This window comes from Rummeliibacillus sp. G93 (genome assembly GCF_023515935.1).
Lineage (GTDB): Bacteria > Bacillota > Bacilli > Bacillales_A > Planococcaceae > Rummeliibacillus > Rummeliibacillus stabekisii.
In genome coordinates this window covers 385,068-410,164 of sequence record NZ_CP097314.1, presented here as the reverse complement: position 1 = coordinate 410,164, position 25,097 = coordinate 385,068, and the positions used below count along the sequence as shown (strand labels likewise).

The following is a 25,097-nucleotide window of genomic DNA, read 5'->3' as shown; positions in this document are numbered from 1 at the left end:
ATTGTTGAATATCTTTGCCACCGTCATGAAATATAGGAATATAAGTTTACAGCGTTAATAAATTCATTCTATGCGAATTAAAATTGGCGATGATGAGCTTTGCATGTTCATTCGTTAGTTCTTCATTAATTCCGCAACGCCTTTTTATATATCCAAATACTGCTTGCCATCACCAATGCCAAAATAGTATACATCCAGTCAACGGCAATAACTAAGAGCCAACCACCTAAAATTGGACCAATAAAACCACCAATATTTTTTAACTGAGCAGCTCCCAAATAAAGGCCTTTTTGATTAGCCGGTGCAATTTCTTCAATAAGAGCATTCATCATTGGGAAGCAGAAAATCTCACCAATTGAAAAGATAATCATACTCCCAATAAACATCCACTTATTTTCTGACACGCCAAATAGGAGAAGTCCCATTGAAAAAATAATAATGCCAATTTGTAGTGACTTATAAATCGATATTTTCTCCGTTAATACGCTAAGCGGTAACTGTAATGCTAATACTGTAATTGAATTTGTAACAATTACATAACTAAACAGCTTCACACCGTCCTCCACTCTTAAATCGATAAGCTGCGGCAAGGTAGAATCAAATTGGGAATAGCCAAGAGAAATTAAGATACCGCCCAAGATTAGTAGCAGTAACTTTGTATCCTTACTGATTGTCTTAAAAATAGCACCAATATGACCATTTGATTTTAATTTTTGTTGCTGTGATTGATAACGATTCAATACAAACAGCAAAAATACCCCATACATTGCATACATAATCCCAGTAATCATAAATGGAATCGAAGCACTAGCCATATTTGAGATCCAAACGCCTAGCAAAGGCCCGATAACAGCGGCAATATTAATTGCCGTATAACGTACAGAAAATAGTCGACGTTTTTTATTGTTCTCTGTAAAATCAACCATTAGAGCTTGTGTACCAGGCTCGAAAAATGATCGACATAAACCGTTAATTGCATTCAGCACGACAAATATGGCTGCAGATGTTGTGAAAGCAAAACCGAAAAAGGTTAAACTCCAAACAAATACTGTTATGATAATGACTGTTTTACGTTCAAATCGATCTGTTAAATAGCCGCCAAAAAGTCCGCCAAAGGTAGAGAATAACGGACCTACGCCTAATGTTAGGCCTATGATTAAGGGAGAGGCATGTAAGTGATTATGTAAATATAAAGCTAAAAATGGCATAGCCATAAAGCTTGCAGTTCGTGCAAATATTGTTCCGCATAGTATTATCCACACTAACGGATGAAAATAATGAATAATAGATTTCATAACATTTTACCTCCTTTCTAACAAAACTTTACTTATCTATTTAAGATATACTAAAACTTACTAGAATAAGTACTTTTTTTAGTCTTTATTTCTTAATTTAGTTTATAGCTTCGAAAAGGAGTGGTTAGTAGATGAAAAAAATGACTAGTTCTCTCTTTCGTATCATCTATATTTTTAGTACAGTCATAACAATTGGCTCTTTTACTTTTGCAAATTTAACAGCTGTTTCTCCAACTCATAATAGTGGAGGAAATGGCAATATTGGATTATTGGGATTCTTTTTCTTATTTCCATTCATCCTTATTTTTGTTGCTTTGTCTATTAGTTATCTACATGCGTATTTGTATCTGAAGTTGAAAAAAAGCTCTATTCGAATTATTACAAGTGGAAGCTTAATAGGAATGACTTTGATTATAAGTATTATTCTTATAAGGGCATTTAAATTAAAATCAGTACTAGCTGAAGTAAACCCAATATATCGTGGAAGAACGGATATTCCTTTATTCACTATATACTCAAATGCTGTTTTTTTTAACTTCTTCACTTTTGTTTTGTTATTACTTATTTGTTTCTTTATCAGTGGAATGATGACATTAAAAGAAAAAAATTAACTATTCATTAATTCAATAAAAGTCCAAGGATTACAGATATTTAATATTAACTCTCTTTATAATCTTTATTATTTTTCAAATAAAAAAATAGGAACTAAAGGAGGATTATATGAAAAAAAGGTTCATAGCCATGATATTAGCAGTGGTTTTATTTGCATTAGGATTTTCTTGTTTTTTCTACACTCCGAGCTCTCAACGAGCGCCTAACGTCTATTATTTTGGTTTTTTTGAAACCTTTATATGTGTTATTGCTTATGCTGGCTTTCTTTATCTTATTGCAGGAATTCCCTTTTCAATTCTCATTGATTGGCTGATTAGAAAATTGAATAGAGGATCAAAATGGCGAAAGTACTTTTGGGGATTAGGTATGTATTCTTTGGCAGGCGCAATTGTTGGCGCCCTTTTCATTATAATTGGTGGAAATATCTATTGGAAAGGCATGCTTCTATTTGCACTACCAGGTGTCATCGCATCTAATTTGTACTTCCACTTATTGTTGTTAATATCGTGGAAATATAAAGGATTGAGCAAGGTTGGCTCTAAGGCTAGCTAATAATAGTAACAACAGTAAATTCTCCATGTTTTAAGCTTATCTTGTAATGAGTAAATAGGTAAATTGATAATGGGTTAGTATCTATTTGTATCAATAAAATAAGCAAAAACCTATCAATGACTCTAGAAATTTTTTACTGTATAGTTAAAAGTATGAAAATTTTAGAAACGAGGTATAACATGAAAAAGGTATTATTGTTACTAGGAATGCTTGTCCTATCATTCATTATTTTTTCAAATTCGGCTGCTGCTGATGAAAAAGGTTCTCGGACCAACCCATTTAGTGCCTATGATGAAAACTCTATCACGCTTCAAAGATACGACTTTGATACACCTAAAAAAATAAAAATCCAATTGCTTGATCTGTCATTTGGGGGACCCGTTGATTCTATTATTGAGAGCGAAAATATGTTTAATAGAAAACCCGCCTCTGATGAACAATGGTCTTTATTCAAATATAAAATCACCTATGTTAGCAGTCCTAAAGATGAAGAGCTTGATCTAAGTGATGTGATTGCCTATTATGCAGATGATTTTTATTTCGATAAAAACTTCCGGTCAGTACCACCTATTGATATCGCTACTTTAGGCGATTTATACGATAGCCAAAATGTAATGAACCTATCAATCTATCCAGGCTCTAACACTTTGGCTTATACAGCAGCACTCTTTAAGAAAAATAATCAATATCCATATTTCCGAATCAAGCGCGCTAATGGAAGTTATTATTGGTTCTCAACAGATCCATCATATAAACCTAAAGCGGATTCATCAATTAATCTCTCAGCAATTAACCTATCAGCAAAAATGAATGGCAATTCCCCAACCTATACAGGCAAATCAGTCAAACCGAATGTGTCCATATATGCTGGTCAAAAAAAGCTAAAGCAAAATGTAGATTACAAACTCAAGTTTGCTGATAACATTGAAGTAGGTTATGGAAAGATATTGGTAGAGGGCATTGGAAAATATAAAGGAAAGAAAAGCTTCACTTTCACAATTAAACCACAAAAAACAACCATTTATAGCATCAGCAATAATAAAAACAAAAGTATCAATGTTAGCTGGGATTATGTATTCGGAGCAAAAAATTACAAAGTATTCTACAAGACAGGCTCAAAGATGAAGAGCTTAAAAACAACCAAAACATCAGCTACCATTAAAGGATTAACAAAAAATAAAACATACAAAGTATTTATCGTCTCTTACTATGACTCAAAAGTATATAGTGCCAATAGCAATACCAAGTCAATCAAGATTAAGAAATAAAAATACCGCTCATTCCTTTTGGGAGTGAGCGGTGTTTGTTTTTGGGTTACCTATTCTATCAATCTATCTACCCTTTTCAAGCGAATGATGTGAAATCGGTCCGTTTTTATACGTTTTTTGATTTCCGATTGCTTGGACGGTCACGGAGTATTTACCATGTACTTTCATTTTAGAAGTATAGCTGTATTTATGGACTTTAGGTGAGACCTGTTTTGTATAAACTAATTTATTACCTCGGTACAATTTGAGTTCATACTTTGAGGATTTAGCAACAGTATGCCATTGAATAACAGTACCACTCCAAGTCGGTTTGGCTACTTGTTTTAAGGTTATCCTTTTACTCGAATGATCCGAGGCTGCTCCTGTTTGGTAGTTTTTATTGTCTCCAATAGCTTTTACTGTTACGGTGTACTCACCTGGATCTCTCATTTTAGAAGAAAGATTATACTTCTTCTCTTTTGCTGCCGCTCTTTTAGAATAAATTAATCTACTTCCTCTGTATAACCGAACCTCAACTATTTTAGCCGAATCACTTGTTTTCCAGTGAATAGTATCGCCTACCCAAGTCGGTTTTTGTACCTTCGCTAGCGTAATCAGCTTCTTGTTTACATTAGACAGGCTAGATATAAGACTATCTCGATAATTGATTGTATCACCTATCGCTTGGACGCTAACCGTATATGCTCCTGGCTTTACCATTTGGTCCCCAAAATTATATTGATCCACACTATTCGCTACTCGCTTCTTAGCTATTAATGATGCATCTTTATATAACTGTAGCTCGTAGTACGATGTATTAGCTACCTTTTTCCATAGGATAGTGCTGCCATGCCAAGTTGGTTTCTCAACTTTCGTTAGTGTTCTTACGATATGATTGATATCAGATTCAGGAGAAACAGGGCCATCCTGATAATTAACGCCATCACCGATCGCTTGGACTGTTACGGTATAGGTTCCATTACTGTCCATCTCATTAAAAAGGTCCAATTCATGTACACTCCCTGAAACCCGCTGTGTAGAGATCACGGTATCTTCCTTATATAGTCTAACCTCATATTGGGAAGCATTCGGAATACTTGTCCATTCAATCGTTTCCCCTCGCCAGGTTGGTTTTTGCACTTGATTCAACGTGACTAAGTTAGGTTTCATCCAAGCAAAGTCCAATCTAGGTGTCGAGATATAATTCGTCCAATCCGTCACTCTGACTCCGTTTACTTTCATATAAGAAAGAATTTGATCAACAGTCGAATTAGGATACTTTTGACGCACTAGCGTGAAGCCTCCTGTTACTTGTGGCGTTGCCATAGATGTACCTGACTTATAGCCGTAACCGCCTCCTGGAACGGAAGAATATACATATTCTCCTGGAGCCAATAAATCTAGGAAACTAGCACTGTTCGAAAAGCTCGACACATCATCATAATTATTTGTAGATCCTACACTCACAACAGAAGAAATACAGGCTGGTGCACTGAGCGCGTTTTTGTAGGAATCATTCCCTGAAGCAGCAATCGTCGCAATGCCTGCGCTCTTTAGATTATCTACAATACTTTTTATACTTGAATAAGAACCATCACATGTACTGTAAAATTGACCACCGCCTAAACTTAGATTAATAGCAGATATATCATACTGATTTCTTAATAAGTAGATTCGCTCTAGCCCATTTAATAAATCTGAAAAGTTACCCTTCCCCCCTGCATCAGGCAATACTTTAATCGCTATAATCTTGGAATCTTTAGCCACCCCCGACATCCATGATGTATTGCCAGTAGCTATGCCGGCCACGTGTGTACCATGCCCTTCTGTGTCATTCGCTGTCCCTGTACCTGTTGCAGTAGACTTCCCATTACAGTTTAAATTGGAGCTAAAGCATGCCTCATAAACCACTTTATTTTTTAAAAATGGATGGGCACGATCCACACCTGTATCAAGAATGGCTACTGTCTCCCCTTCTCCTGTAAAACCAGCTGACCATGCGTTTTCTGAATGCATCACACTGTTCGTCATGAAAAGCTTTGAACTTAGTTCGTCCTCTAATTCCCCAGTGTTTTTTATATCACTTTTAGAGATGACGCCATCTTCCATAATACTTTTTACAGACGGGTTTTCAGCCAAAGCTTGTAAACCTTCTGCATCTACTTCCATTGCCATATAAGGAATGGTTTTATATTTGGAAATATGACCCGTAACATTTTGATTGTCCAAATCTTTTACTATAGTATCCTGTGTCTCTTGAATACTACTCTCTTGTACATTCTTTTGGCTTTTAGAAATTTGTCCTTCCGGCTTAAACTTTTCATCTAATTGAATAATTACTTTCATCTTGCCCTTTTTGCTGTTAGCTAATTTCTGTTCTAAGTTGCTTTGTATTTTTATCGTGTTACCAATCTTATCTGTTATTCTCTCACTATCTTTTGCTTGTGCATTGAATTGCATTTCAAACAAAAAGAAGCAAAGGATCGGCATGATAATTAAGACATAACCCTTCATCTTATAACTCCTTATCTATATATAATCAAAACATAGCTTAGTAATCTCATTTACTAATATGTATCCATGGAAAGAATAGATACTCGGATTTATTCTCGGTTTATTTGCCATTTTTTTAAGTCCATCTCTAAAATAATTAAACCTAAAAAGAATCTGTGCACTTCTCAAAAAAGCAAACAAAAAATCCCACTCTCGCATGAGATTGAGACCTTCAATTCAAAACATTATATACCTTTTCATCATCATAAGTAATAGGAGTAGAGTTTCTTAATTCTTGTACATCAACAATTGCATTCGCAAAATCAGAAAAACCTTTTTCGATAACCCAATCGGCATCTCCCGCTGTCTCTCAATGCTATGAAACTAAAAAACTCCTATCTTCCGAAGAAGATAGGAGTCCTTGAATCCGTTCGCCCAATAAGGTAAGGGGTGGATTTAATAATCGGTTAGATTATTTTGAAGCAGATGCTGATAATCCAGCTTTAGCAACGTTACCAGCTGCATCTGCTGTAGTGTTACCAGAATCTTTAACTTTTACTGATACTTTAGCAACTTCACCAGCTAAGATATCTTTACCTGCTGTATATGCTGAATCTTCATCAACATCGATATAGTTACCTGCAGTTGCATCATTTTCGTAGTTGAATGTAGCAACAATTTTACCTGCATCAGAACCAGTACCAGCATCTAAAGTATAAGCTGCATCTGGAATAAGTTTATCGTTAACTTTCACTTCATATCCCGCATTTACGCCTACAGTATTAATTGATTCATCAAAACCAATAGTGAATGTACCATTTGCATTCCAAACAATTTTATTAAGTTTTGGAGCGATGTTATCCTTAACATTAGCGAAGCCAACGAATGCAGATAACGCTGAACCATCAGTTGCTTTTACATTATTAACAGTAAATACTGCATTTGAATCTGTTTTTGCAACAAAATCAGAAGGTAATGTAATTGTTACGTCTGTACGAGCTGCATTAATTTCAATATCTGTACCAGCTGGAAGAGCTTGACCAGCTACAGTATAGTTTGCAGGGTTGTTAGCAGCGTTTACTCCGAAGTCACCTACAACTGGTTTAGCAAATGTGATAACAATAGTGTTTGCAGTAGTAATATTTAAGTCAGTTTGTACTAATTTGAAAGCAGAACCTGCTTTATCAAATGCAACAGTTTTAGCATATGCAGTTGAATCATTTGCAGTTAAAGCAGTATCTTGTACAAAACCTTTAGCAAATGCAAAGTTGTATTTGTTACCTTGTGCTGCTGCCAATACTGGAATTTCAACAGTTTTAGCGTCATCAGATAATTTAATATTTGTAGCATCTAATAAATTTGTAACTGTTGCAGTTGTACCAGTTATTGCATCTTTAGCAGTTACACCTGTTAAATCAGCAGGTACATCTTTCAATTCTTCACTAAATGTCACTTTTAGAGTTTTAGCATTACCATTTGTATCATTCTCTACTATTACATTAGAAACAGTTGGAGCAGTTACGTCTTTTGCTAATGTTACTGCTTTAGTTGTTGTAGAAACTTTATTTCCTAGTGCATCTTTCGCTGCGTCATCAACTACCACTGTTAATGAACGAGAAGCAGCATTATCATAAAGTGTTGTACCTGTGATAGTTACTAAGAATTTTGTCTTACTTGTACCAACTTGAGTTACTGTAGAAGCTACTGTTCCAAGTTTTTCATCAAGAACTTTTACAGCACCTGCTACTGTATTTACAGTCATATCTTTATCGAAAGTTAATAGTATAGCATGATCTCCACTTGCTACAGTAGTTGCTACTGGCGCTACAGTATCTTGATTAACTGTAAATGTTTTTGTTTGTAATGGAGTAACGTTGTTGTTGTAGTCAGTTGCATTAAGAACTTCTACTTTGTGTTCTGAAGAAGTGCTTAATGATAAACCAGTGAATGTAAATTCATCAGTACCAGTGCCACTTGCTACTGGATAAACAGTTCCATCAATTTTAACAACAGCAGCTGAAACTGGTTCAGAGAATTTAACTTTTGCAGAAGTTGCAATTGTAGAATTTGTTTTAGCAGTTACTGATTCTACTGTTGGAGCAACTTTATCTGATACTGAGAATGCTCTAGAGAATTCTTCAATACTTTCTTTACCAGTAGTCTTTACTGCTTTTGTTGCATTTAAAGTATATGCACCATCAAAAATTTCACTACTATCAAGTGTAATTACTAATGTATTAGCATCTGTAAATTCACCAGTTGCATTTGCAGCAGTTACTGCAGCAGTAGTATTTGAAGCTGATTCTTTAAAAGTAATAGAACCTGCTAATAAATTTGAATTTGAATCAAGAACGGTATCTTCATCGATTGATTTGTTAAATGTTACTTTAACTTGTTTAGCGTTAATCGCTTCTACAGATTTAACTTTAGCGCCAACTTCAATACCTTTTTCAATTGCAATTTCTTTGCCTTCGTGTTCGTAAGTACCGTCAGCTAGCTCTCCATCGAAGTAGAATTTCTCTTCGTATTTTTCAAGACCTTTATTTAAAGAAGAATCTTTATATAGTTTGTCTTCAAATAGTGCAAGACCTTCATTTAAAGAAGAATCTTTATATAATTTGTCTTCGAATAGTGCAAGGCCTTTATTTAAAGAAGAATCTTTATATAGTTTGTCTTCAAATAGTGCAAGACCTTTATTTAATGAAGAATCTTTATATAATTTTTCCTCAACTAGTGCAAGACCTTTGTTTAAGCGACCATCTTTATAAAGAACAGTACCTTCTTTAGCCGTTTTGTAACCTTCTTTTAATTTACCGTTGTAGAATAAAAGAGTTGCATTATTAGCTGTTTTGTAGCCTGATTTTAGGTAGCCGTTGTAGTAAAGTGATGGATTTTTATCAATATCACCGTATACTTCGTAACCTTTGTCTAAATAACCATCTTTGTAAAGACGTTCGCCTTCGCCAGCTGTTTTGTAACCTTTTTTAAGAGATCCGTTGAAGAACAACAATTTTTTGTTGTTAGCAGTTTTGTAACCTTTTTTAAGTGAACCGTTGTAGTAAAGTTTGATTGTTTTGCCTGAACCAACAGTTTTGTAACCTTTTTTCAATTTACCATTGTAGTAAAGTTTAGATTTGAATACTACGTAACCTTTAACTACTTTACCAGTTTTAGCGTTTACTAATTTACCGTTTGATACTTTGTACTTAGAAGCAGCAGATGCAGATGTAGCAGCAGGAACGACAGCAGCAGTTACTACTGAAGCACCAAGAGCTAGAGCAGCTGTAGTTTTTACTAGTTTAAAATTCTTCATGAATTGAAAATCCTCCCTTATTGGATATGATTAGCATTAAATCGCATTGATAGACTTATCAACTAACCATGCTTGTCCTTATTATCGACTATATCCTATCAATTTTCCACCTTTTTTTCTGTAAAAATATTGAACAAAAAAATGTTAATGTCAATTTAATATTAAAAATAACAAAATTATATGATGAATATTCTAATAAATACAATTAAATGTTATTAATGATTGTTTTTTATTAAAAATTACCCCTTTTTATATCTTTAGTCTTATTTTATACACTTCTTATTAACAGTTATTTATTTTATTTTGTAGTTAATAGATAAAGTAATATATTATTAGTAAAGTATAAATTTAACTTCTTACATTAAAATTGGGTTATAAATAGATAAAAACGGTTAGTCTATTATGATTAACTTCCTTTATATATATACCATGTGTCTAGTACTAATATTATATTTCTATATCTTTCATTACTTTAGATTTACCTAATCACAATTATAAACCCTTTCCCTATTAAAATATTATTCTATCGCTTAGAAATTTTTAGTGATAGATCTATATTTTATATACGCATGATTTCCTACTCTCTCACTCCATTTCAAACAATTTTATAAGTTCCTTCAAACTGGACACCCTGCTATCTTATGCTCAACAACTCAAAAATATTCTCCTTTTCACTAAACAATTCCCCTTTGTTTTCTGAAAGAATATTTCATATAATTCTTATTTTCATAAAATATCTTTCAAGAGTATCCTTCTATTATTTTGATAAGTTTTTATGATGGTAATGGAAACACATTTTATCTTATTAAGTAAGAAAAAGGTTTCTCTATTTTTCTCCTCACTAACTGAAGATTGTTCATTTTTGTCGTTTACGGCTTCCATTCGGATCGTTTGGTGCCCGTAAACGACCTTTTTGGCGTGATTAATCGACAGAATGGCTTTTGTACATCTTTCTGAAAAGATTCTATTCTGAACTCACCTAGGAATAACCCGTTGTGCACAATGAGAATTGAGAAATCAAATATGTATCAATTTGAAGAAGTTCTGACAAAATACGAACCGATGATTTCAGCATCCATCCGAAAGTGCAGAATCTACAAAAACCATGAGCAATATCGCCAAACTGCTCGCATTGCCCTCTGGCAGGCGTGGCAAAAATATGACAGAGCACAGGGAGACTTTACCCCCTATGCTTATAGGTGCATTCATGGCAGTATTCTAGATGAATTGAAACGAGAGATTCGTTATGAGGCGCACTATCAACCTGAAGAAGACTCCCAGCTGGAGACATACTTGCCTATGAAGTTGGACAATGAAATAGCTAATGAACTGGAAGGTTTATTGAATAACATCGAGGAACAAGATCGGCAATTTCTCATAGATTACTATATAAGAGGGCTCGGCTATGAAGAACTTTCGGTGAAGTATGGTACTAGCGTCGTTGCATTAAAAAGGCGGCGAGGTCGGTTAATCAAACGAGTTCGGGATAATAATACTGTTAAGATTTAAGGCATGAAAAAAGGCACCTTTGACGAGTTTGTTAAGGGTGCCTTTTATGTTGATTTGTTTATTTGGAGTTTTTGGTGTAAGTGCAATTGGCGAATTTTCGAAAAGTTGCTTGAAGTTATATTTGTTATCATTACCCTTGCGTATTTGCGACCCATAGAACGTCCTTCATTTTATCCGCTAGCTCTTGTACTAAATCTGAAGCTGAGAGTGTCCCCTCTTCATTTCCTCTTTGGTAACCGTATAATAAGATTTCTTTGAATTTCATTTGCATTTCTTCTTGTGACATCTGTCTTCCTCCTTTAAATTTTGTTCATAAAGAGGAGATACCCGATGTTTTGTATAGGTAAACTTTTTTGAGAAGATTTTTTGCTGATGAAAGTTAATTATTGATAGAAAAATCTGTGATTTTTGCTGACGGAGAGAAATCAGGGACTTAATTTGTCTTTTTTCGTGAGTAAACTTCCTCTTAGCGGCAGTAAATTAGATGAGTGCGGTAATAAACGTCTCGTAAGCGGTTGTATTTCTCATAGGAACGACAGTAAATTTCAGATTGTCCCTTTTTCAATTTAATAAGCGCATGAAAAAAAGCCTTTAACCCCACTAAATGAATCTCGTTCATTTAATGAAGCTAAAGACTATATAAATAGGATTCTAACCTAACTTCAAATACCATTCCTTAGCACTTTCCACTTCACCCATTGTTAATTGATGACCTCTATTTTCCCAGTGAAGCTCAACGCTAGCATTGGCTTGTTGCAGTAGCTGTTGTAATTCTTTCGTCTCTTCAGGAGAGCAGATCGGGTCGTTTGTTCCGGCACCAATAAATACAGATTTTCCTGCTAGGTCTGGTAAAGCGATGCCTCTTCTCGGCACCATTGGGTGTAACAGGATGGCTCCTTTTAATGCATGTTGGTAGTGAAATAGCAGACTGGCTGCAATATTGGCTCCGTTTGAGTAACCGATGGCAATGATGTTATCTCGATCGAAGCCGTATTTTTCTGTTGCTTCATCCAGAAACTCATTTAGCTCTCTCGTGCGGAAGATTAAATCTTCTTCATCAAATACCCCTTCAGATAATCGGCGGAAGAACCTTGGCATGCCTTGTTCTAAGACATTCCCTCTAACGCTTAATACATTGGCTTCATCATCTATGACTCCTGCTAATGGCAGCAAATCAAGTTCGTTCCCACCTGTACCATGGAGCATTAAAAATGTTGGTTTATTCGGGTTGGTTCCTTTATTAAAAATGTGCTTCATGTTGCAACCTCCTCTTGTGTCCTTTTTCGTATAACCAAAGCTATTTTGGTCTTTCTATTTCAAACATCTCACCAATTTCAGCATAGGATTGGCCTGCCAATCTGCTAACGGCTGCTAATCCTCTAGGATCAATTCTTCCTTTTTCATAAATAGCCTCTTCTATATGAAAGTGAACGACTCTACCAATGATCAGGTCACAGCCAGGTTCATCTGTACCACCTAACTCTAAGGCTTTCTCCAGTACACATTCCATACGGACCTTCGATTCTCTAATGCCTGGTACAGTAATCTGTGTACTTTCTACAGGTGTTAAGTTTGCTAGCTCTACTTCACTTTGTTCGGGTGGTAAGCTAGCTGCTGTAATATTAATTTTATCTACATTGTGTTCATCCACAATATGAACAACAAACTCATTGGAGTCCAAGATGTTTCGAGCTGTGTCCTTCATTTTCCCATTGGCTCGTTGAATCGATAGGGATATCATAGGCGGATTAGATGAAACGATATTAAAGTAGCTAAATGGAGCTCCGTTCAGAACTCCATCTTGCGTACGGGTTGTAACAAATGCAACCGGCCTAGGGATAATGCTTCCTGTCAAAAATTTATAATTTTCTCTTTCAGACATTGTTTCTGGGTCAATCGATCGCATCGTCATCATTCCTTTTATATGATTTAATCTAGCTCTCTCACTTCAATCGGAATTAATCTCCGTTCCATTCCCGCTCTATAAGGTTCAAATTGCTCAGGCAGCATTAATTTTTCACCCATTGTTTCTGGTGATTCATCATGTGCGAATCCTGGAGGATCTGTCGCCATTTCAAACAGGATTTCGCCATGTTCTCTAAAGTAGATGGCATTAAAATAATTCCTATCTCGAACCGGTGTTACGCCATACCCGTGTTGTGAGATATATTTTTGCCAATCTAATTGGTCCTCATTATCAATGGCACGCCATGCAATATGATGAACTGTTCCGACACCCATAATTCCACGGCCATTTGTTGTTAGTTTCAGGTCGATAACATTCCCGATATCAGCGCTAGAACGGAAACGAATATAGTCTCCCTCTTGCCCTACTACTTCAAGCCCCATGATTTCTTCGACTAACTTAGCTGTCTCGCTTGGATTTGTGGAATAAAGTGTAGCTCCGGCAAATCCTTTAATCGCAAATTGTGGTGTGATTTCTCCGGTAGTCCATGTATTTATTTCCCCTGCTTCTCTTTCAACTAGCTCTAAGTGTAAGCCATGAGGATCATCAAATGCTAGAACTTCTTCGCCAAAACGTTCTGCAATTGTATATTGCACATTAAATTTAGCCAATCTTTGTTTCCAAAATGCCAAAGAACCCTGTGGAATAGCATATGCTGTTACCCCAACTTGTCCGTCACCAATTTCACCTTGTTGCGCATTTGCCCAAGGGAAGAAGGTAATGATCGTGCCTGGTTTTCCGCCATCGTTCCCAAAATAAAGATGGTAAGTAGCTGGATCATCAAAATTGACTGTTTTTTTCACCAATCGTAATCCTAATACACCTGCATAAAAATCTACGTTTTCTTGTGGGTGGCCTACAATGGCAGTAATGTGATGAATACCCATTGTTTTTTTGCTCATTTTACTCACTCCAATTCTTTATTAAACGATGGTGACGAACTCATTCACAGGCTTGCGATAGCCTCGTGGTTGTCTGCTCGCTACTTTTTCTTTTCCTAGTGTAATCATTAACGCTACCTCGTATTGATCACTGATATTCAGGATTTCTTTTACTTTATCCTCTTCGAATCCAATCATCGGGCAAGTATCCCACCCTTTTTCTTTGGCTACTAGCATAAAGAGCATAGAAGATAAGGAAGCATTTCGGATGGCTTCATCTCTTTGAAATGAAGGTCCTCTTGTCTCATACAGATCAACGGTACCTTCTACTGCAAAGTCATATTCTTGTTTATTTAATATACCTAGCATCAATAATCCTTCATTGATTTCAGCTGCTTTTTTATAGGCTTCTTTATCGCCCAACACCAAGATGACAGCTGATGCACTATGGACCTTATACTGCCCATTAGCGGCCTTTCTTATTTCTTCTTTCACCCCTGGGTCTGTCACGACTACGTAATGCGTGTGTTGAAGGTTGAAAGCTGAAGGTCCGAGCTTTACTAGGCCAAATATTTCATCTAACTCTTCCTGTGAAATCTCATAATTCGGAAGAAAGTTGCTTGCCGATCGTCTTTCTTTTACCAACTGCGTGAATTCTGTCATCTCCATATCCCCTTATCTGTCTCTTTTCTCATAACGACTGAGCACATCCATCAACTTGTTTGATGTGATTTGCTCAATTTTCATGATGTACATATACATGCGCAAGTCGCTGCGCATGTATATGAATGAAAGAAAGATTAACGAATTGTGAACAATGCTTTTGACCAAGGAACGACTTGATCTAACATTTGATTCACTGATTCTTCTTGAACAGCTTTTGGTTTAAAGTCTGTACCGTTTTCGAAATCTGTGAACAATGATAGCGCTGGGTGTACACGAACATCTGCTACAAGCAATTCACCTAAGATACCACGTAGGTGTTCTGCTGCACGAGCCCCGCCTACTGAACCGTATGATACGATACCAGCTGCTTTGTTGTTCCATTCTTCGCGAAGATAGTCTAGTGCATTTTTAAGTGAACCAGTAATCGAATGATTGTATTCTTGAACGATGAATACAAAGCCATCTTGTGCTGCAACAGCTTCTGACCATGCAGCTGCGCCTGATGCATCTCCGCCTGCTTCCCCTAGTAGTGGCAATTTGTAATCTGCAATATCAATGATTGTGTAATTTGCATCGCCGCGTTTGTCTGCGATTTCTTTTACCCAAGCGCCTACTTGTGGACTTAAACGTCCTTCACGAGTTGATCCTAAAATAATACCGATATTTACTTTTGTCATTGTTTCTTCCTCCTCTTGTTTTGTACCAAATAATTTAGACATAAATCCCATGATTTCACTTCCCTATAAATATTCCTTTTCAAATGTTCGAGTACTGCGCACTGTATCAATAGGTCTTACGATTTTTTCGATTTCTTCGCGTTTTGGCTCAAAGAAAGGCGGCAATGATAGTTTTTCACCAAGTGTTTCATATGGTTCATCCCCCATAAAGCCAGGACCATCTGTTGCTAATTCAAATAAAACGGAAGGGGCAGCATTTGTATAAAGAGAACCAAAATAGTAGCGTTCTACATAGCCGGAGTTTGGCAGTTTATATAACTCTAAACGTTGTTGCCAAGCATCCAAGTCAGCCCTGTCATTCACTCGGAATGCTGTGTGATGGACTGTGCCATAGCCTTGTCGAGCTTGCGGAAGCACGGTGTTCATTTCAACGATTACTTGAGCCCCGTTGCCCCCTTCACCCATTTCAAATAGTTTGAATGAGCCTTCTTTAGCGACTTCTTTCATGAAGAATACTTCCTCTAACAGTTGTTTGAAGTAGTCAGCGAAAGAAGTCCGGACAAAAATAGGTCCTAATCCAGTAATCGCATATTCAAGTGGCACCGGTCCATTTTGCCAAGGTGTCCCTGCTGGCACTCCCGCGTTTAACTCATCTGATATGAGCTGATAATTCTGATCATCAAAATCGACAAATGATAAAGTCTTTTTGCCAAACTGCTCTTGGATTCCTGTATGTCTCACTTCAAATTTATCAAAGCGTTTTACCCAATAAGCTAATGCCTCATCATTTGGAACTCGGAAACATGTTTTAGAAATCTCATTTGTGCCATGCACCCCTTTTGGAATGCCTGGAAAGTCAAAGAATGTCATATCTGTTCCGGGGCTGCCGACATCATCTGTGAAGTACAAATGATAGGTTTGGATATCATCTTGGTTCACTGTTTTTTTCACTAATCGAAGACCTAATACGTAAGTGAAGAAATCATATATTTTTTCTGCACTGCTTGTTATAGCTGTCACGTGATGTAGTCCTTTAAGTGCGTCCATGAAATACCCCTCCCATTTAATTATCTTGAATTCGAGATATTGTTTTAAAAAAATGCTTTTGAGCTTTTGTTTGGAGATGATGCTGAACTTTTATCAACTAAATTCAGCATCATTCACAGGCTTTTATTATGCAGCTGGGTTAATTTCTAACTCCACTTTGATTTTGATGTCTTTACCTACTAGTACGCCACCTGTTTCTAGTGCTGCGTTCCAAGTTAAGTCGAATTCTTCACGGTTGATTTTTGTTTCCGCTTCGAATCCGTACACTTCTACGCCCCATGGGTTTGTACCTTTACCGCCGTATTCTACGTTGAATGTTACTGGTTTTGTTACGCCTTTGATTGTTAAATCACCAGTTACTTTGTAGTCATCGCCATCTTTTACGATGTTTGTAGATGTAAAGTCGATAGTTGGATTGTTTTCTGCATCGAAGAAATCTGCTGATTTCAAATGATTGTCGCGATCTTCGCTGTTTGTGTTAATGCTTGCTACATCAAATTTGAATGCGATTGTTGCTGTTGTTAAATCTGTTAAATCTGCTGCTTCTACATCTGCAGTATAAGAATCAAATTGTCCTCTTACTTTTGAAACCATCATGTGTTTTACTTCAAAACCTACTGTTGAATGTGATTGATCTACTGTCCATTTTGCCATTTTAAATCTCCTCCATTGTATATAATCTGAAAATACTAACTGTCTCGAAATCGAGATATATATTAAAAAAATAATAGACTTAAAACAAATATCTTTAATTCGAGATAATCTTCTCATGAAAACAAACTCTTGTCAATACTCTTTTTAAAACTTATTTACTTTAAACAAATTTAGCATAATAAAAACCCGCAGCTGTCTTGGTAAGGCAATGAATGTTAGTGAAGTGTTTCATGATATTGAAGGGAAATAGTTGCGATTTTTCGGAGGCGAGCGGTAGCCCACTTTAATATTTATTTCCACTTCAATAAAATTATTCATCAAAATCTCAATGAATTACTTCTGTTTTTCATGTGCCCTGCTTCTGCTGCGGGTCTCTTATTTAATCCAATAATTCTTTTGCTAATAGCGTGTAGCTTTGTTTTCGGCTTTCGATGCTGAATTGGTTACAATTGAACATCGCTTCGTCAAATCCATATTGCTCTTGATCTCGACGAATAATATCGCCTACTTCCTTCGGTGTGCCGACTAGATGCAATTTGCGATTTTCTTCAATCATCATTTTGTCCATTTCAGTTAATGGATAGTCTTTTGCTTCTTCTGGTGATAAGGTTTGTATTAAGTTGCCTTGCATCAGCTGTAGTCTAGAAATATCAATCGGCATTGCTAAGAATTCTGCTTCTTCTTTTGTTTCCGCTACAGTTGTCGCATATGTCACCAGAATTTCTGGTGTTTCCATAAAGTATGAAGGCTCGAAATTAGCGCGATATGTGTCGAAGATTTCTCTCGTCATTCCACCATTGAAGAATTGAGCAAAGGAGTAACCCATTCCCATGCGACCTGCTCGTACGGCACTATTACCAGTCGAGCCTAATAGCCATGCTTCAGGAAGTTCCACGCGCGCTGGTGTTGCCACAACTGAATCATAGACAGAGATGCCTGGTTTTTGATCGTTCATCAACTTAAGTGTTGTTTCAATTTCTTTATATTGATCCGTCATCTCAGGTCGTTTACCTTTTGCCATCGCATAAATAGCATAAGTATCCCCGCCTGGTGCGCGTCCAACGCCAAAGTCGATGCGGCCAGGTGACAGTGCGCTTAATGTTTTGAACACTTCCGCTACTTTTAATGGTGAGTAATGCATCATCATGATGCCGCCTGTGCCGATACGAATACGGTTTGTTTTAGCAGCCAAGTGAGCCGCTGTTACTTCAGGCGCAGAGCTTGCAAGCGATTGCCCGTTATGATGCTCCGCCATCCACATACGGTGATAGCCTAGCTCTTCACCAAGAATCGCCAATGTTTCGCTGTTTTTTAAAGCCTGTGCCGGTTTAGCCCCTTTTGGTATCGGCGCTTGATCTAGAATAGAGAGTCTCATGTTACTCATCCTTCCCTTTTTTCATCTATCTGTGTAAATGTGATATTTATACGTCATAATGCTAGCGGAAGTTTAATGGGATGTAAAATGATTGGATTGGCGAGGAAGTTAAGTCAATAAATTGTTCATAATTAAAATAGGTGTTGCTAAATAGTAATAATTATCATAATATATATAATAATTTAATTCTTGATGAAGAAGCGCTGATAAGGACATGAATTGCTTTTACGGTTTACAGAGAGGGAAGTCTTGCTGAAATCTTCCTAACGCAGGAGAGTAATTTACCACCTTTGAGCTGTATCGGGGAATCTAGTATCCGATACCGTCTATGCTACGTTACAGCACCAAAGCCATAAGTTGTATCTAACTTATGGGAAGTTGGGTGGAACCACGGGTTAAAACGTACTCGTCCCTTTATTAGGGATGCGTGCGTTTTTTTGTATTTAACAGGATTCCATTGATTGAAATAAAAATTAAAAGCGATGATGAGGACATGAATTATTTTTACGGTTTACAGAGAGGGAAGTTTTGCTGAAATCTTCCTAGCTTAGGAAAATAATTTACCACCTTTGAGCTGTATTGGGGAATGTAGTATCCAATACCGTCTATGCTACGTTACAGCACCAGAGCCATAGGCTATTCTTTAGCGTATGGAAAGTTGGGTGGAACCACGGGTTAACAACACACTCGTCCCTTGTTTAGGGATGCGTGTGTTTTTTTATTATAAAAAAGGAGTGTTTAACATGATGAATGATCAATTTATACAAATTCAATTTCCAGATGGCAAACAACAGCAATATGAGCGAGGCGTAACACTAACTGATATTGCCCACTCCATTAGCCCAAGTCTTTCTAAAAAGACAATTGTCGGTTATGTAAATGGGATACCTACAGATGTAGGATGCCAGATTACAGAAGATGCACAGATTTCCTTATATGATGCAGCTTCAAAAGAAGGAATAGCAGTGGTTCTCCATTCAACAGCCCACTTATTGGCACACGCATTAAAACGTATATATCCTTCTATTCATTTTGGAGTTGGCCCTGTCATTGAAGATGGTTTTTTTTATGATGTGGAGCTAGATTCCCCTATCACTCCAAGTGATTTACCTCAAATAGAAAAGGTTATGAAACAAATCATTAATGAAAACGTGGAGATAAAACGAAAGGAAGTTTCACGCGAGAAAGCAAAACAGTTATTTGCGCATGATCCATTAAAACTTGAGTTGTTAGAAGACATTCCACAGGATGAAACAGTTACTGTTTATGAACAGGGTGACTTTTATGATTTATGCCGGGGTCCTCATATACCTTCTACAGGTAAGATCCAGCATTTTAAATTAACAAAAGTGTCTGGGGCATATTGGCGAGGCGATAGTAATAATAAAATGCTTCAACGCATCTATGGTGTCGCTTTTGCAACAAAGGATGAGCTACGTGACTATTTCGTCTTTCTAGAGGAAGCGGAAAAGCGAAATCACCGTAAACTTGGAAAAGAACTTGAGTTATTCATGTTCTCAGAGGAAGCACCCGGCATGCCTTTCTATCTGGCAAATGGCCAGATTATACGGAATGAGCTCGAGTCCTTTTTACGAAATTTACAGGCTAAGTATGATTATAAAGAGGTGCGGACTCCACTCATGATGAATCAGAGATTGTGGGAGCAATCTGGTCACTGGGATCACTACAAAGAAAATATGTACTTTACACAGGTTGATGAACAAAACTTTGCCTTAAAACCGATGAACTGTCCCGGACATATGCTCATCTTTAAAAATGAACGACATTCCTATCGTGATTTGCCTATTCGCATGGCGGAATTCGGGCAAGTTCATCGACATGAATTCAGCGGTGCCTTAAATGGTTTATTACGTGTTAGATCATTTTGCCAGGATGATGCTCATATTTTCGTTACACCAGAACAGATTGAAGATGAAATTACTCTTGCGTTAAAAATCATCGACCATGTGTATAAAGTATTCGGATTTGAATATGAAATTGAATTATCGACACGCCCAGAGGATTCAATGGGCAGCGAGGAACTTTGGAATCGGGCTGAAACAGCTTTAGAAAACGTACTAAATAACTTGGGGTATCCTTACAAAATCAATGAGGGCGATGGTGCCTTTTATGGCCCCAAAATTGATATTCATATAAAAGATGCCATTCAACGCAGCCATCAATGTGCTACAGTGCAGCTCGACTTCCAGCTACCAGAGAAGTTTGATTTAACATATATAGACAAACAAAATGAAAAAGCTCGTCCGGTGGTCATTCATCGCGCAGTATTCGGTTCCATCGATCGTTTCTTAGGCATTTTAATTGAACATTTTGCAGGAGCCTTCCCTGTTTGGCTCGCTCCTACACAGGTACAAATTGTTCCCGTCTCTCAGGTTCACCTAGATTATTGCTTCAAAGTCCAATCTCAGCTGAGACAATTAGGGGTACGAGTTAAAATTGACGATGACGAAGAAAAATTAGGATATAAAATAAGAAGAGCACAGATGCAAAAGATTCCTTATATTATTGTGCTTGGTGATGAAGAGTTAAAAGAAAACGCAGTAAATGTTCGGAAGCACGGAGAAAAACAATCAATCAGTATACCATTTAAGGATTTTAAAGAGAATATTGTAAAGCAAATAAATGAACGCAGCATTTAAAACCTTATATTGGTCCTCCCCTTTTTAATTTACTTATTTATATTTTTAATGACAGCCATTTCTTTTCCAAAGCGATCTCCATAATCAATAAACCCTAAGCTTGCATATAGATGATGGGCTTCTTTGTTCTCTGGATTGTAACCCACAATAATTTTTTTGGCATTTGGCAGCTTGCTCATTTCTAAAATCATTAACTGTGTTGCAGCTTTTCCTATGCCTCTACCCTGATAATTTTTATCGATCATTATACGGTATACCCAATATCCATCAAGCTCTTCTCTCACCGTATTATACATAAGAAAACCGACTACTTTTTCTTCATAATAAATCGCGAAAGGCTTTAATGATATTTCAAACTTAGATTGGGCAATTGAAATAGCATTCGACTCAATATACTTTGTTTGGCTCTCTGATATTTCAAGCGCACAACACTCATACCAGTTCTCTTCATTTAATTCGTTAATTTCTACACTACTTGTACGCATAACATTCCCCTTTCAAATTGAGGGGAAACGCTAAGTTACCGTTGCAAATTAGGCGTTATCCCCTTTGAGTTCTTACCAGTTCTATTGTTTTTCATAATGAACGCCTCCTTTAATATCTGCTCTTTTTTAAATTATTTTCAGACCTTTTAATTATATCATAGCTAACTTTCCATATTGATAAATTTCAAAATGATAATCACTTTTAACTGCGACTGAACAAAATGAAAAAAAGGAAATATGATCAAAACGAATTTCTGAAAGCAAATAGCATGAGAGACATAAACCTACTATAATAGATGTAAATACATATACAATAAATGGTATCGAGGTGGGTAGATGAATAAAAAATTAAAGTATTTTTTAATTTTTATTATTAGCTGTGTCGTTATTGGTGGTTCAATATATGGTTACATGGAATATAAAAAATATGTTATTAAAAATGATGTAGAAAGCTACTTAATAGAAACTAAAAAGATTGATAAAAAAGACATCACAGAAATTACACCGTTCTATACAAAGGAAACAGGCGATAGGTTTTTGCTAGTGTATGTTACTTTGAAAAATGATAAGAAAGAATATACTTATATGCGAGACTCTAAAACCAATAAAATCAAATTAGAGTCTTACAATATTGGCGGTAGAACTTACTAGCCCTTTTATAAGAGCAACCATGAGTATGGTTTGCTCTTTTAATTTGTATGCTATCTCTCTTTCTTCAACATGTCACAACCTACAATTATAAATATGTTAATTTTCTGAATTGATATATAATACTATTCAAGAGAATGAAGCCAAATATTTTGGAGGTTCAAATGGAAACTGATTTGAATAAAGCATTAGATTTAAGAAAGAGTGGAGAATATAAGGCATCTAATGAACTTTTCTTAAAACTTGTATTGAATTATCCTGACGATGCTGTTTTAAACTATCAATGCGCTTGGAGTTTTGACCTTTTAGGGGACGAGGTAAAAGCTATTCCTTACTATGAAAAAGCTATTCAGTTGGGATTACCTTCAAAGGATTTAGAAGAAGCATACATAGGCTTAGGCAGCTCCTATAGAACCTTAGGAGAATATGAAAAATCCAAAGATGTCTTCCTGCAGGGAATCGAAGCTTTCCCAACTAGTCAGGTACTCAAAACTTTTTATTCTATGACGCTATATAATTTAAATGAACATAGCCAGGCAATGGAGATATTATTAAAGTGTTTAATACAGACGACGAATGATGAAGAAATTCTTAGTTACAAAAAAGCTATTGAATTATATGCTGGCCAATTAGATCGGATTTGGGACTAATTGATAGTATGGGATGGCAATCGCCATCCTTTTTGCTTTTTAAAACATTAAAAAACTCCGCCTGTCATAGGCGGAGTTTTCTCTAAAACTTCGTAATAATAGTAGAGCTAATCCAAGCTTTGGTTGTAGTGCCTGGAATGTAAAGCTGATACCATGTTGTGTTGCTTTCATCTTTTTCAGTGACTGGTTTGTTTTTGCTGTCTAAGACGAGTTTGAAATACGTTTCGTCATTTAGTTTAGTTAAAATTTTTGAGCCTTTTGTTGTTGGTTTGTCGCGGACATTGCAGCCGTCTCCGTTCGTAACAGCTAGGTTTTGGATATCGAGGCTTTCGCTGCTTACCCATGCTTGGTCTGTAGCTTGTCCGTTAGCATCTGTATATTGAATACGGAACCAGCGCGCTTTAAATTTGCCGTTACTGTCTTTAATGTCCTTCACATCTGAATTATGGCCAAGCAGTGTAATGCTCTTGCCACTTGCTAATGTGCCAAGTTGACGTGCTGGCTGTGCATACGGCATTGAATAAACTTTCGTCGATGCATTCGTTGTTGCCTTAATGCCTTTATCAAATGTTTTAAAGATACTTGGCTGTGGCATATTGGCAGGAATAATATGATCGTATGTTTTATTCACTGGTGCCGGTACTATTGTGCTGATTGGCTGTGCAGTATAGTAGCTAGAGTTGTATGGCTTCATTTCTTCCATAATGCGTGTAATGGTGCGTCCCCAGTTTTTATCTGTCGCGTATCGAACATTCATGCCAGCCACATTAACACCATTATTATAGACGCCGCCAACCCTTAAATAATTTTGATAAATTTTTTCTGCATAATAAGCAAGACCTTCTTTTCCTGAAGGGAAGTATAGCGCACATGTAAATGGCGCAGAATCATATGCTTGATAGCCAAAGAAGTTGTTTTTGTATTGAGAGATTTGCGAGCTTCCCCACCCTGTCTCAACGATTGCATGCGCGAACATAAATTGTGCACTAATGCCGTACTCTTTTTGAATTTCCAAGAAAGCAGGAATCATTTTGTAAAGAGTGGCTGAAGTGATTGCAGTACCTTTTTTCTTAATTAAGTAATTTTGCATTTCACTCTGTGTGATGTTTGATGTTTTGCGCAGGTTTTCTGCTATATAGTTATTGCCTGCTTGTTCAAGATTGATCCAAACTGTCTTACCGCCGATCGATCCTTGGTAATACGTTTTGCCGTTTACTACCTCTACCTTTTTAGCGGTGAACGCTTTGGCACGGTAGGCATCAAGTTTCTCATAGACAACGTTTTTTGTATCGCCATCAGAGATATTATATGCTGCGCCGAAACCAGTCAGGTATAACTTCAGGCTTGTTGTACTTGATGATGTAATGTTTTTTAGATTCAACTGGCCTTCTTCTACCCAGCCGATTGGTTTTGAGTCGCGGCTAATTTGGTAGTAGGTTTTGCTTTTGATAACTGCTTTCTTATAAACATAGAAGTTTTCGCTGCTATAGCTGCTTCCTAGTTCGGCATCTACTAACTTAGTTGGATCTTGATAGATTTTGGCCGTACTTTTTAAAGAACCAATTTTTTTAACAGCTATTGTTTCAAAAGAAGGATCTTCCTTTGGTGGCTCGACTGGTTTAGTAGGTTCAGTCGGTTTGGTTGGTTCTTCTGTTTTAGGTGGTTCGGTTGGCTTTGGTGTTTCCGGTTTTGGGACACTTGTTGTTGGTTTTGTTGTAGTGACCTGATTGTATTTAAGCCAGACCGTTTGGCCATTTAATTTGCCACTGTACCATACGTCATTGCCAACTTTTTCGGTTGTTTTTGGTTGGAACAGTGTATTTTTGTCTTTGGTGAGAGTTGTAAACATAACATTACGCTCGTCTCCCCAAGGTCTTGTATACGCTTTGCCGTTCCCTTTCACATAACGTTTAGTTGTGCTATTTTTAGCAATCGTATGAGTTCTCGTTGTAATATCTTTCGATTTAACCCACCCAACAGTTGGTTTGCTCGGATCTTTGTAATTACTTATTAAAAAGTACGCTGTATCCTTGTAGATGGCTTTCTTATTTATATAAAACGTCAGGTGGAGCTGCTTAGCGCTTGTTGTCCCCTTTGTAGCTGTTGGTGTTGGATAGATGATGGCTTTCGCTGTTTTAATTCTGCCAAGTCGGCTTGTTTTGCCTTGTTTTACTTTTGCTTTGACAGTCGTTTTAGCATCCGCTTGAATAGTAGGAATGGCCGTTGTAACTGTCGTTGCAAGGATAGCTGCAGAAATCATCGAAGCAGCTAATGTTTTAGGAATCGGCATATAAAACTTCCTTTCTAGTAAAATCATGGATTTTTACTAACTATATCATGATTTTTATGAATTTAATAGATAGTAGA

Annotated in this window: 21 protein-coding genes, 1 pseudogene and 2 other annotated features; of the genes and pseudogenes, 7 read left to right on the top strand and 15 right to left on the bottom strand. The window is 36.7% G+C overall.

Features of this window, described 5'->3' with window-relative positions:
• Positions 1-125 precede the first annotated feature (125 nt).
• Positions 126-1,295, bottom strand: a complete 1,170-nt coding sequence (locus tag M2M59_RS02080; RefSeq protein ID WP_249775315.1) for an MDR family MFS transporter — start codon at positions 1,293-1,295, stop codon at positions 126-128.
• Positions 1,296-1,426: 131 nt separating this feature from the next.
• Between M2M59_RS02080 and M2M59_RS02075 the strand changes: the two genes are divergently transcribed.
• The 3 genes from M2M59_RS02075 to M2M59_RS02065 all read left to right on the top strand — a co-directional run bounded on the left by M2M59_RS02075 (position 1,427) and on the right by M2M59_RS02065 (position 3,727).
• Positions 1,427-1,906, top strand: coding sequence for a hypothetical protein (locus tag M2M59_RS02075; RefSeq protein ID WP_249775314.1), 480 nt, complete (start codon positions 1,427-1,429; stop codon positions 1,904-1,906).
• Between the two features lie 109 nt (positions 1,907-2,015).
• Positions 2,016-2,459 (top strand): hypothetical protein, encoded by a 444-nt coding sequence (locus tag M2M59_RS02070; protein WP_249775313.1) that lies wholly within the window; start codon positions 2,016-2,018, stop codon positions 2,457-2,459.
• Between the two features lie 179 nt (positions 2,460-2,638).
• Positions 2,639-3,727, top strand: a complete 1,089-nt coding sequence (locus M2M59_RS02065) for a fibronectin type III domain-containing protein (RefSeq protein ID WP_249775312.1) — start codon at positions 2,639-2,641, stop codon at positions 3,725-3,727.
• A 63-nt stretch (positions 3,728-3,790) separates the two neighbouring features.
• Here M2M59_RS02065 and M2M59_RS02060 read toward each other — a convergent pair whose 3' ends face one another.
• The 3 genes and pseudogenes from M2M59_RS02060 to M2M59_RS02050 all read right to left on the bottom strand — a co-directional run bounded on the left by M2M59_RS02060 (position 3,791) and on the right by M2M59_RS02050 (position 9,512).
• Positions 3,791-6,220: a S8 family peptidase gene (locus tag M2M59_RS02060; RefSeq protein ID WP_249775311.1), complete on the bottom strand. Its 2,430-nt coding sequence runs from the start codon at positions 6,218-6,220 to the stop codon at positions 3,791-3,793.
• 220 nt (positions 6,221-6,440) lie between these two features.
• A pseudogene (locus M2M59_RS02055) lies at positions 6,441-6,569 on the bottom strand (DNA-binding protein); the annotation flags it as partial.
• A 102-nt stretch (positions 6,570-6,671) separates the two neighbouring features.
• Positions 6,672-9,512 carry a hypothetical protein gene (locus tag M2M59_RS02050; RefSeq protein WP_249775310.1) on the bottom strand — a complete coding sequence of 947 codons (2,841 nt, stop codon included), beginning with the start codon at positions 9,510-9,512 and terminating at the stop codon, positions 6,672-6,674.
• Positions 9,513-10,514: 1,002 nt separating this feature from the next.
• Here M2M59_RS02050 and M2M59_RS02045 point away from each other — a divergent pair.
• Positions 10,515-11,021, top strand: coding sequence for a sigma-70 family RNA polymerase sigma factor (locus tag M2M59_RS02045; RefSeq protein ID WP_249775968.1), 507 nt, complete (start codon positions 10,515-10,517; stop codon positions 11,019-11,021).
• Between the two features lie 130 nt (positions 11,022-11,151).
• On the opposite strand, the gene M2M59_RS02040 is transcribed toward M2M59_RS02045, so the two are convergent.
• The 9 genes from M2M59_RS02040 to M2M59_RS02000 all read right to left on the bottom strand — a co-directional run bounded on the left by M2M59_RS02040 (position 11,152) and on the right by M2M59_RS02000 (position 18,287).
• The gene (locus tag M2M59_RS02040) at positions 11,152-11,307 is read right to left on the bottom strand and encodes a YwzD family small protein (RefSeq protein WP_158512616.1); all 156 of its coding nucleotides are present in this window, start codon (positions 11,305-11,307) and stop codon (positions 11,152-11,154) included.
• A gap of 365 nt (positions 11,308-11,672) precedes the next feature.
• Positions 11,673-12,278 carry an alpha/beta hydrolase gene (locus M2M59_RS02035; protein WP_249775309.1) on the bottom strand — a complete coding sequence of 202 codons (606 nt, stop codon included), beginning with the start codon at positions 12,276-12,278 and terminating at the stop codon, positions 11,673-11,675.
• Positions 12,279-12,318: 40 nt separating this feature from the next.
• On the bottom strand, positions 12,319-12,927 hold the full coding sequence (locus tag M2M59_RS02030; RefSeq protein ID WP_249775308.1) for a flavin reductase family protein: 609 nt from the start codon (positions 12,925-12,927) through the stop codon (positions 12,319-12,321).
• A 23-nt stretch (positions 12,928-12,950) separates the two neighbouring features.
• Positions 12,951-13,889 (bottom strand): ring-cleaving dioxygenase, encoded by a 939-nt coding sequence (locus M2M59_RS02025; RefSeq protein ID WP_249775307.1) that lies wholly within the window; start codon positions 13,887-13,889, stop codon positions 12,951-12,953.
• Between the two features lie 21 nt (positions 13,890-13,910).
• A complete protein-coding gene (locus tag M2M59_RS02020; RefSeq protein WP_249775306.1) occupies positions 13,911-14,531 on the bottom strand; it encodes a nitroreductase family protein in 621 nt (206 codons plus the stop codon).
• Positions 14,532-14,668: 137 nt separating this feature from the next.
• Complete coding sequence (locus M2M59_RS02015; protein ID WP_249775305.1) at positions 14,669-15,262, bottom strand: NADPH-dependent FMN reductase; 594 nt, start codon at positions 15,260-15,262, stop codon at positions 14,669-14,671.
• A gap of 12 nt (positions 15,263-15,274) precedes the next feature.
• Positions 15,275-16,258, bottom strand: a complete 984-nt coding sequence (locus tag M2M59_RS02010) for a ring-cleaving dioxygenase (protein ID WP_249775304.1) — start codon at positions 16,256-16,258, stop codon at positions 15,275-15,277.
• A gap of 126 nt (positions 16,259-16,384) precedes the next feature.
• A complete protein-coding gene (locus tag M2M59_RS02005; RefSeq protein WP_249775303.1) occupies positions 16,385-16,912 on the bottom strand; it encodes a YceI family protein in 528 nt (175 codons plus the stop codon).
• A gap of 379 nt (positions 16,913-17,291) precedes the next feature.
• On the bottom strand, positions 17,292-18,287 hold the full coding sequence (locus tag M2M59_RS02000; protein ID WP_066791788.1) for an LLM class flavin-dependent oxidoreductase: 996 nt from the start codon (positions 18,285-18,287) through the stop codon (positions 17,292-17,294).
• A gap of 194 nt (positions 18,288-18,481) precedes the next feature.
• Positions 18,482-18,704, top strand: a binding site (T-box leader).
• 56 nt (positions 18,705-18,760) lie between these two features.
• Positions 18,761-18,985 (top strand) — a binding site (T-box leader).
• 48 nt (positions 18,986-19,033) lie between these two features.
• On the opposite strand from M2M59_RS02000, the gene thrS reads away from it, so the two are divergent.
• Entirely contained in the window at positions 19,034-20,947 is a 1,914-nt protein-coding gene (gene thrS, locus M2M59_RS01995; protein WP_249775967.1) for a threonine--tRNA ligase, read from the top strand.
• A 29-nt stretch (positions 20,948-20,976) separates the two neighbouring features.
• On the opposite strand, the gene M2M59_RS01990 is transcribed toward thrS, so the two are convergent.
• Positions 20,977-21,432, bottom strand: coding sequence for a GNAT family N-acetyltransferase (locus M2M59_RS01990; protein ID WP_249775302.1), 456 nt, complete (start codon positions 21,430-21,432; stop codon positions 20,977-20,979).
• Positions 21,433-21,768: 336 nt separating this feature from the next.
• Between M2M59_RS01990 and M2M59_RS01985 the strand changes: the two genes are divergently transcribed.
• Together M2M59_RS01985 and M2M59_RS01980 are read left to right on the top strand one after the other, a co-directional pair.
• On the top strand, positions 21,769-22,083 hold the full coding sequence (locus M2M59_RS01985; protein ID WP_249775301.1) for a hypothetical protein: 315 nt from the start codon (positions 21,769-21,771) through the stop codon (positions 22,081-22,083).
• Between the two features lie 161 nt (positions 22,084-22,244).
• Positions 22,245-22,730, top strand: coding sequence for a tetratricopeptide repeat protein (locus tag M2M59_RS01980; RefSeq protein WP_249775966.1), 486 nt, complete (start codon positions 22,245-22,247; stop codon positions 22,728-22,730).
• 82 nt (positions 22,731-22,812) lie between these two features.
• Here M2M59_RS01980 and M2M59_RS01975 read toward each other — a convergent pair whose 3' ends face one another.
• Positions 22,813-25,020, bottom strand: a complete 2,208-nt coding sequence (locus tag M2M59_RS01975) for a glucosaminidase domain-containing protein (RefSeq protein WP_249775300.1) — start codon at positions 25,018-25,020, stop codon at positions 22,813-22,815.
• Between the last annotated feature and the right edge of the window lie 77 nt (positions 25,021-25,097).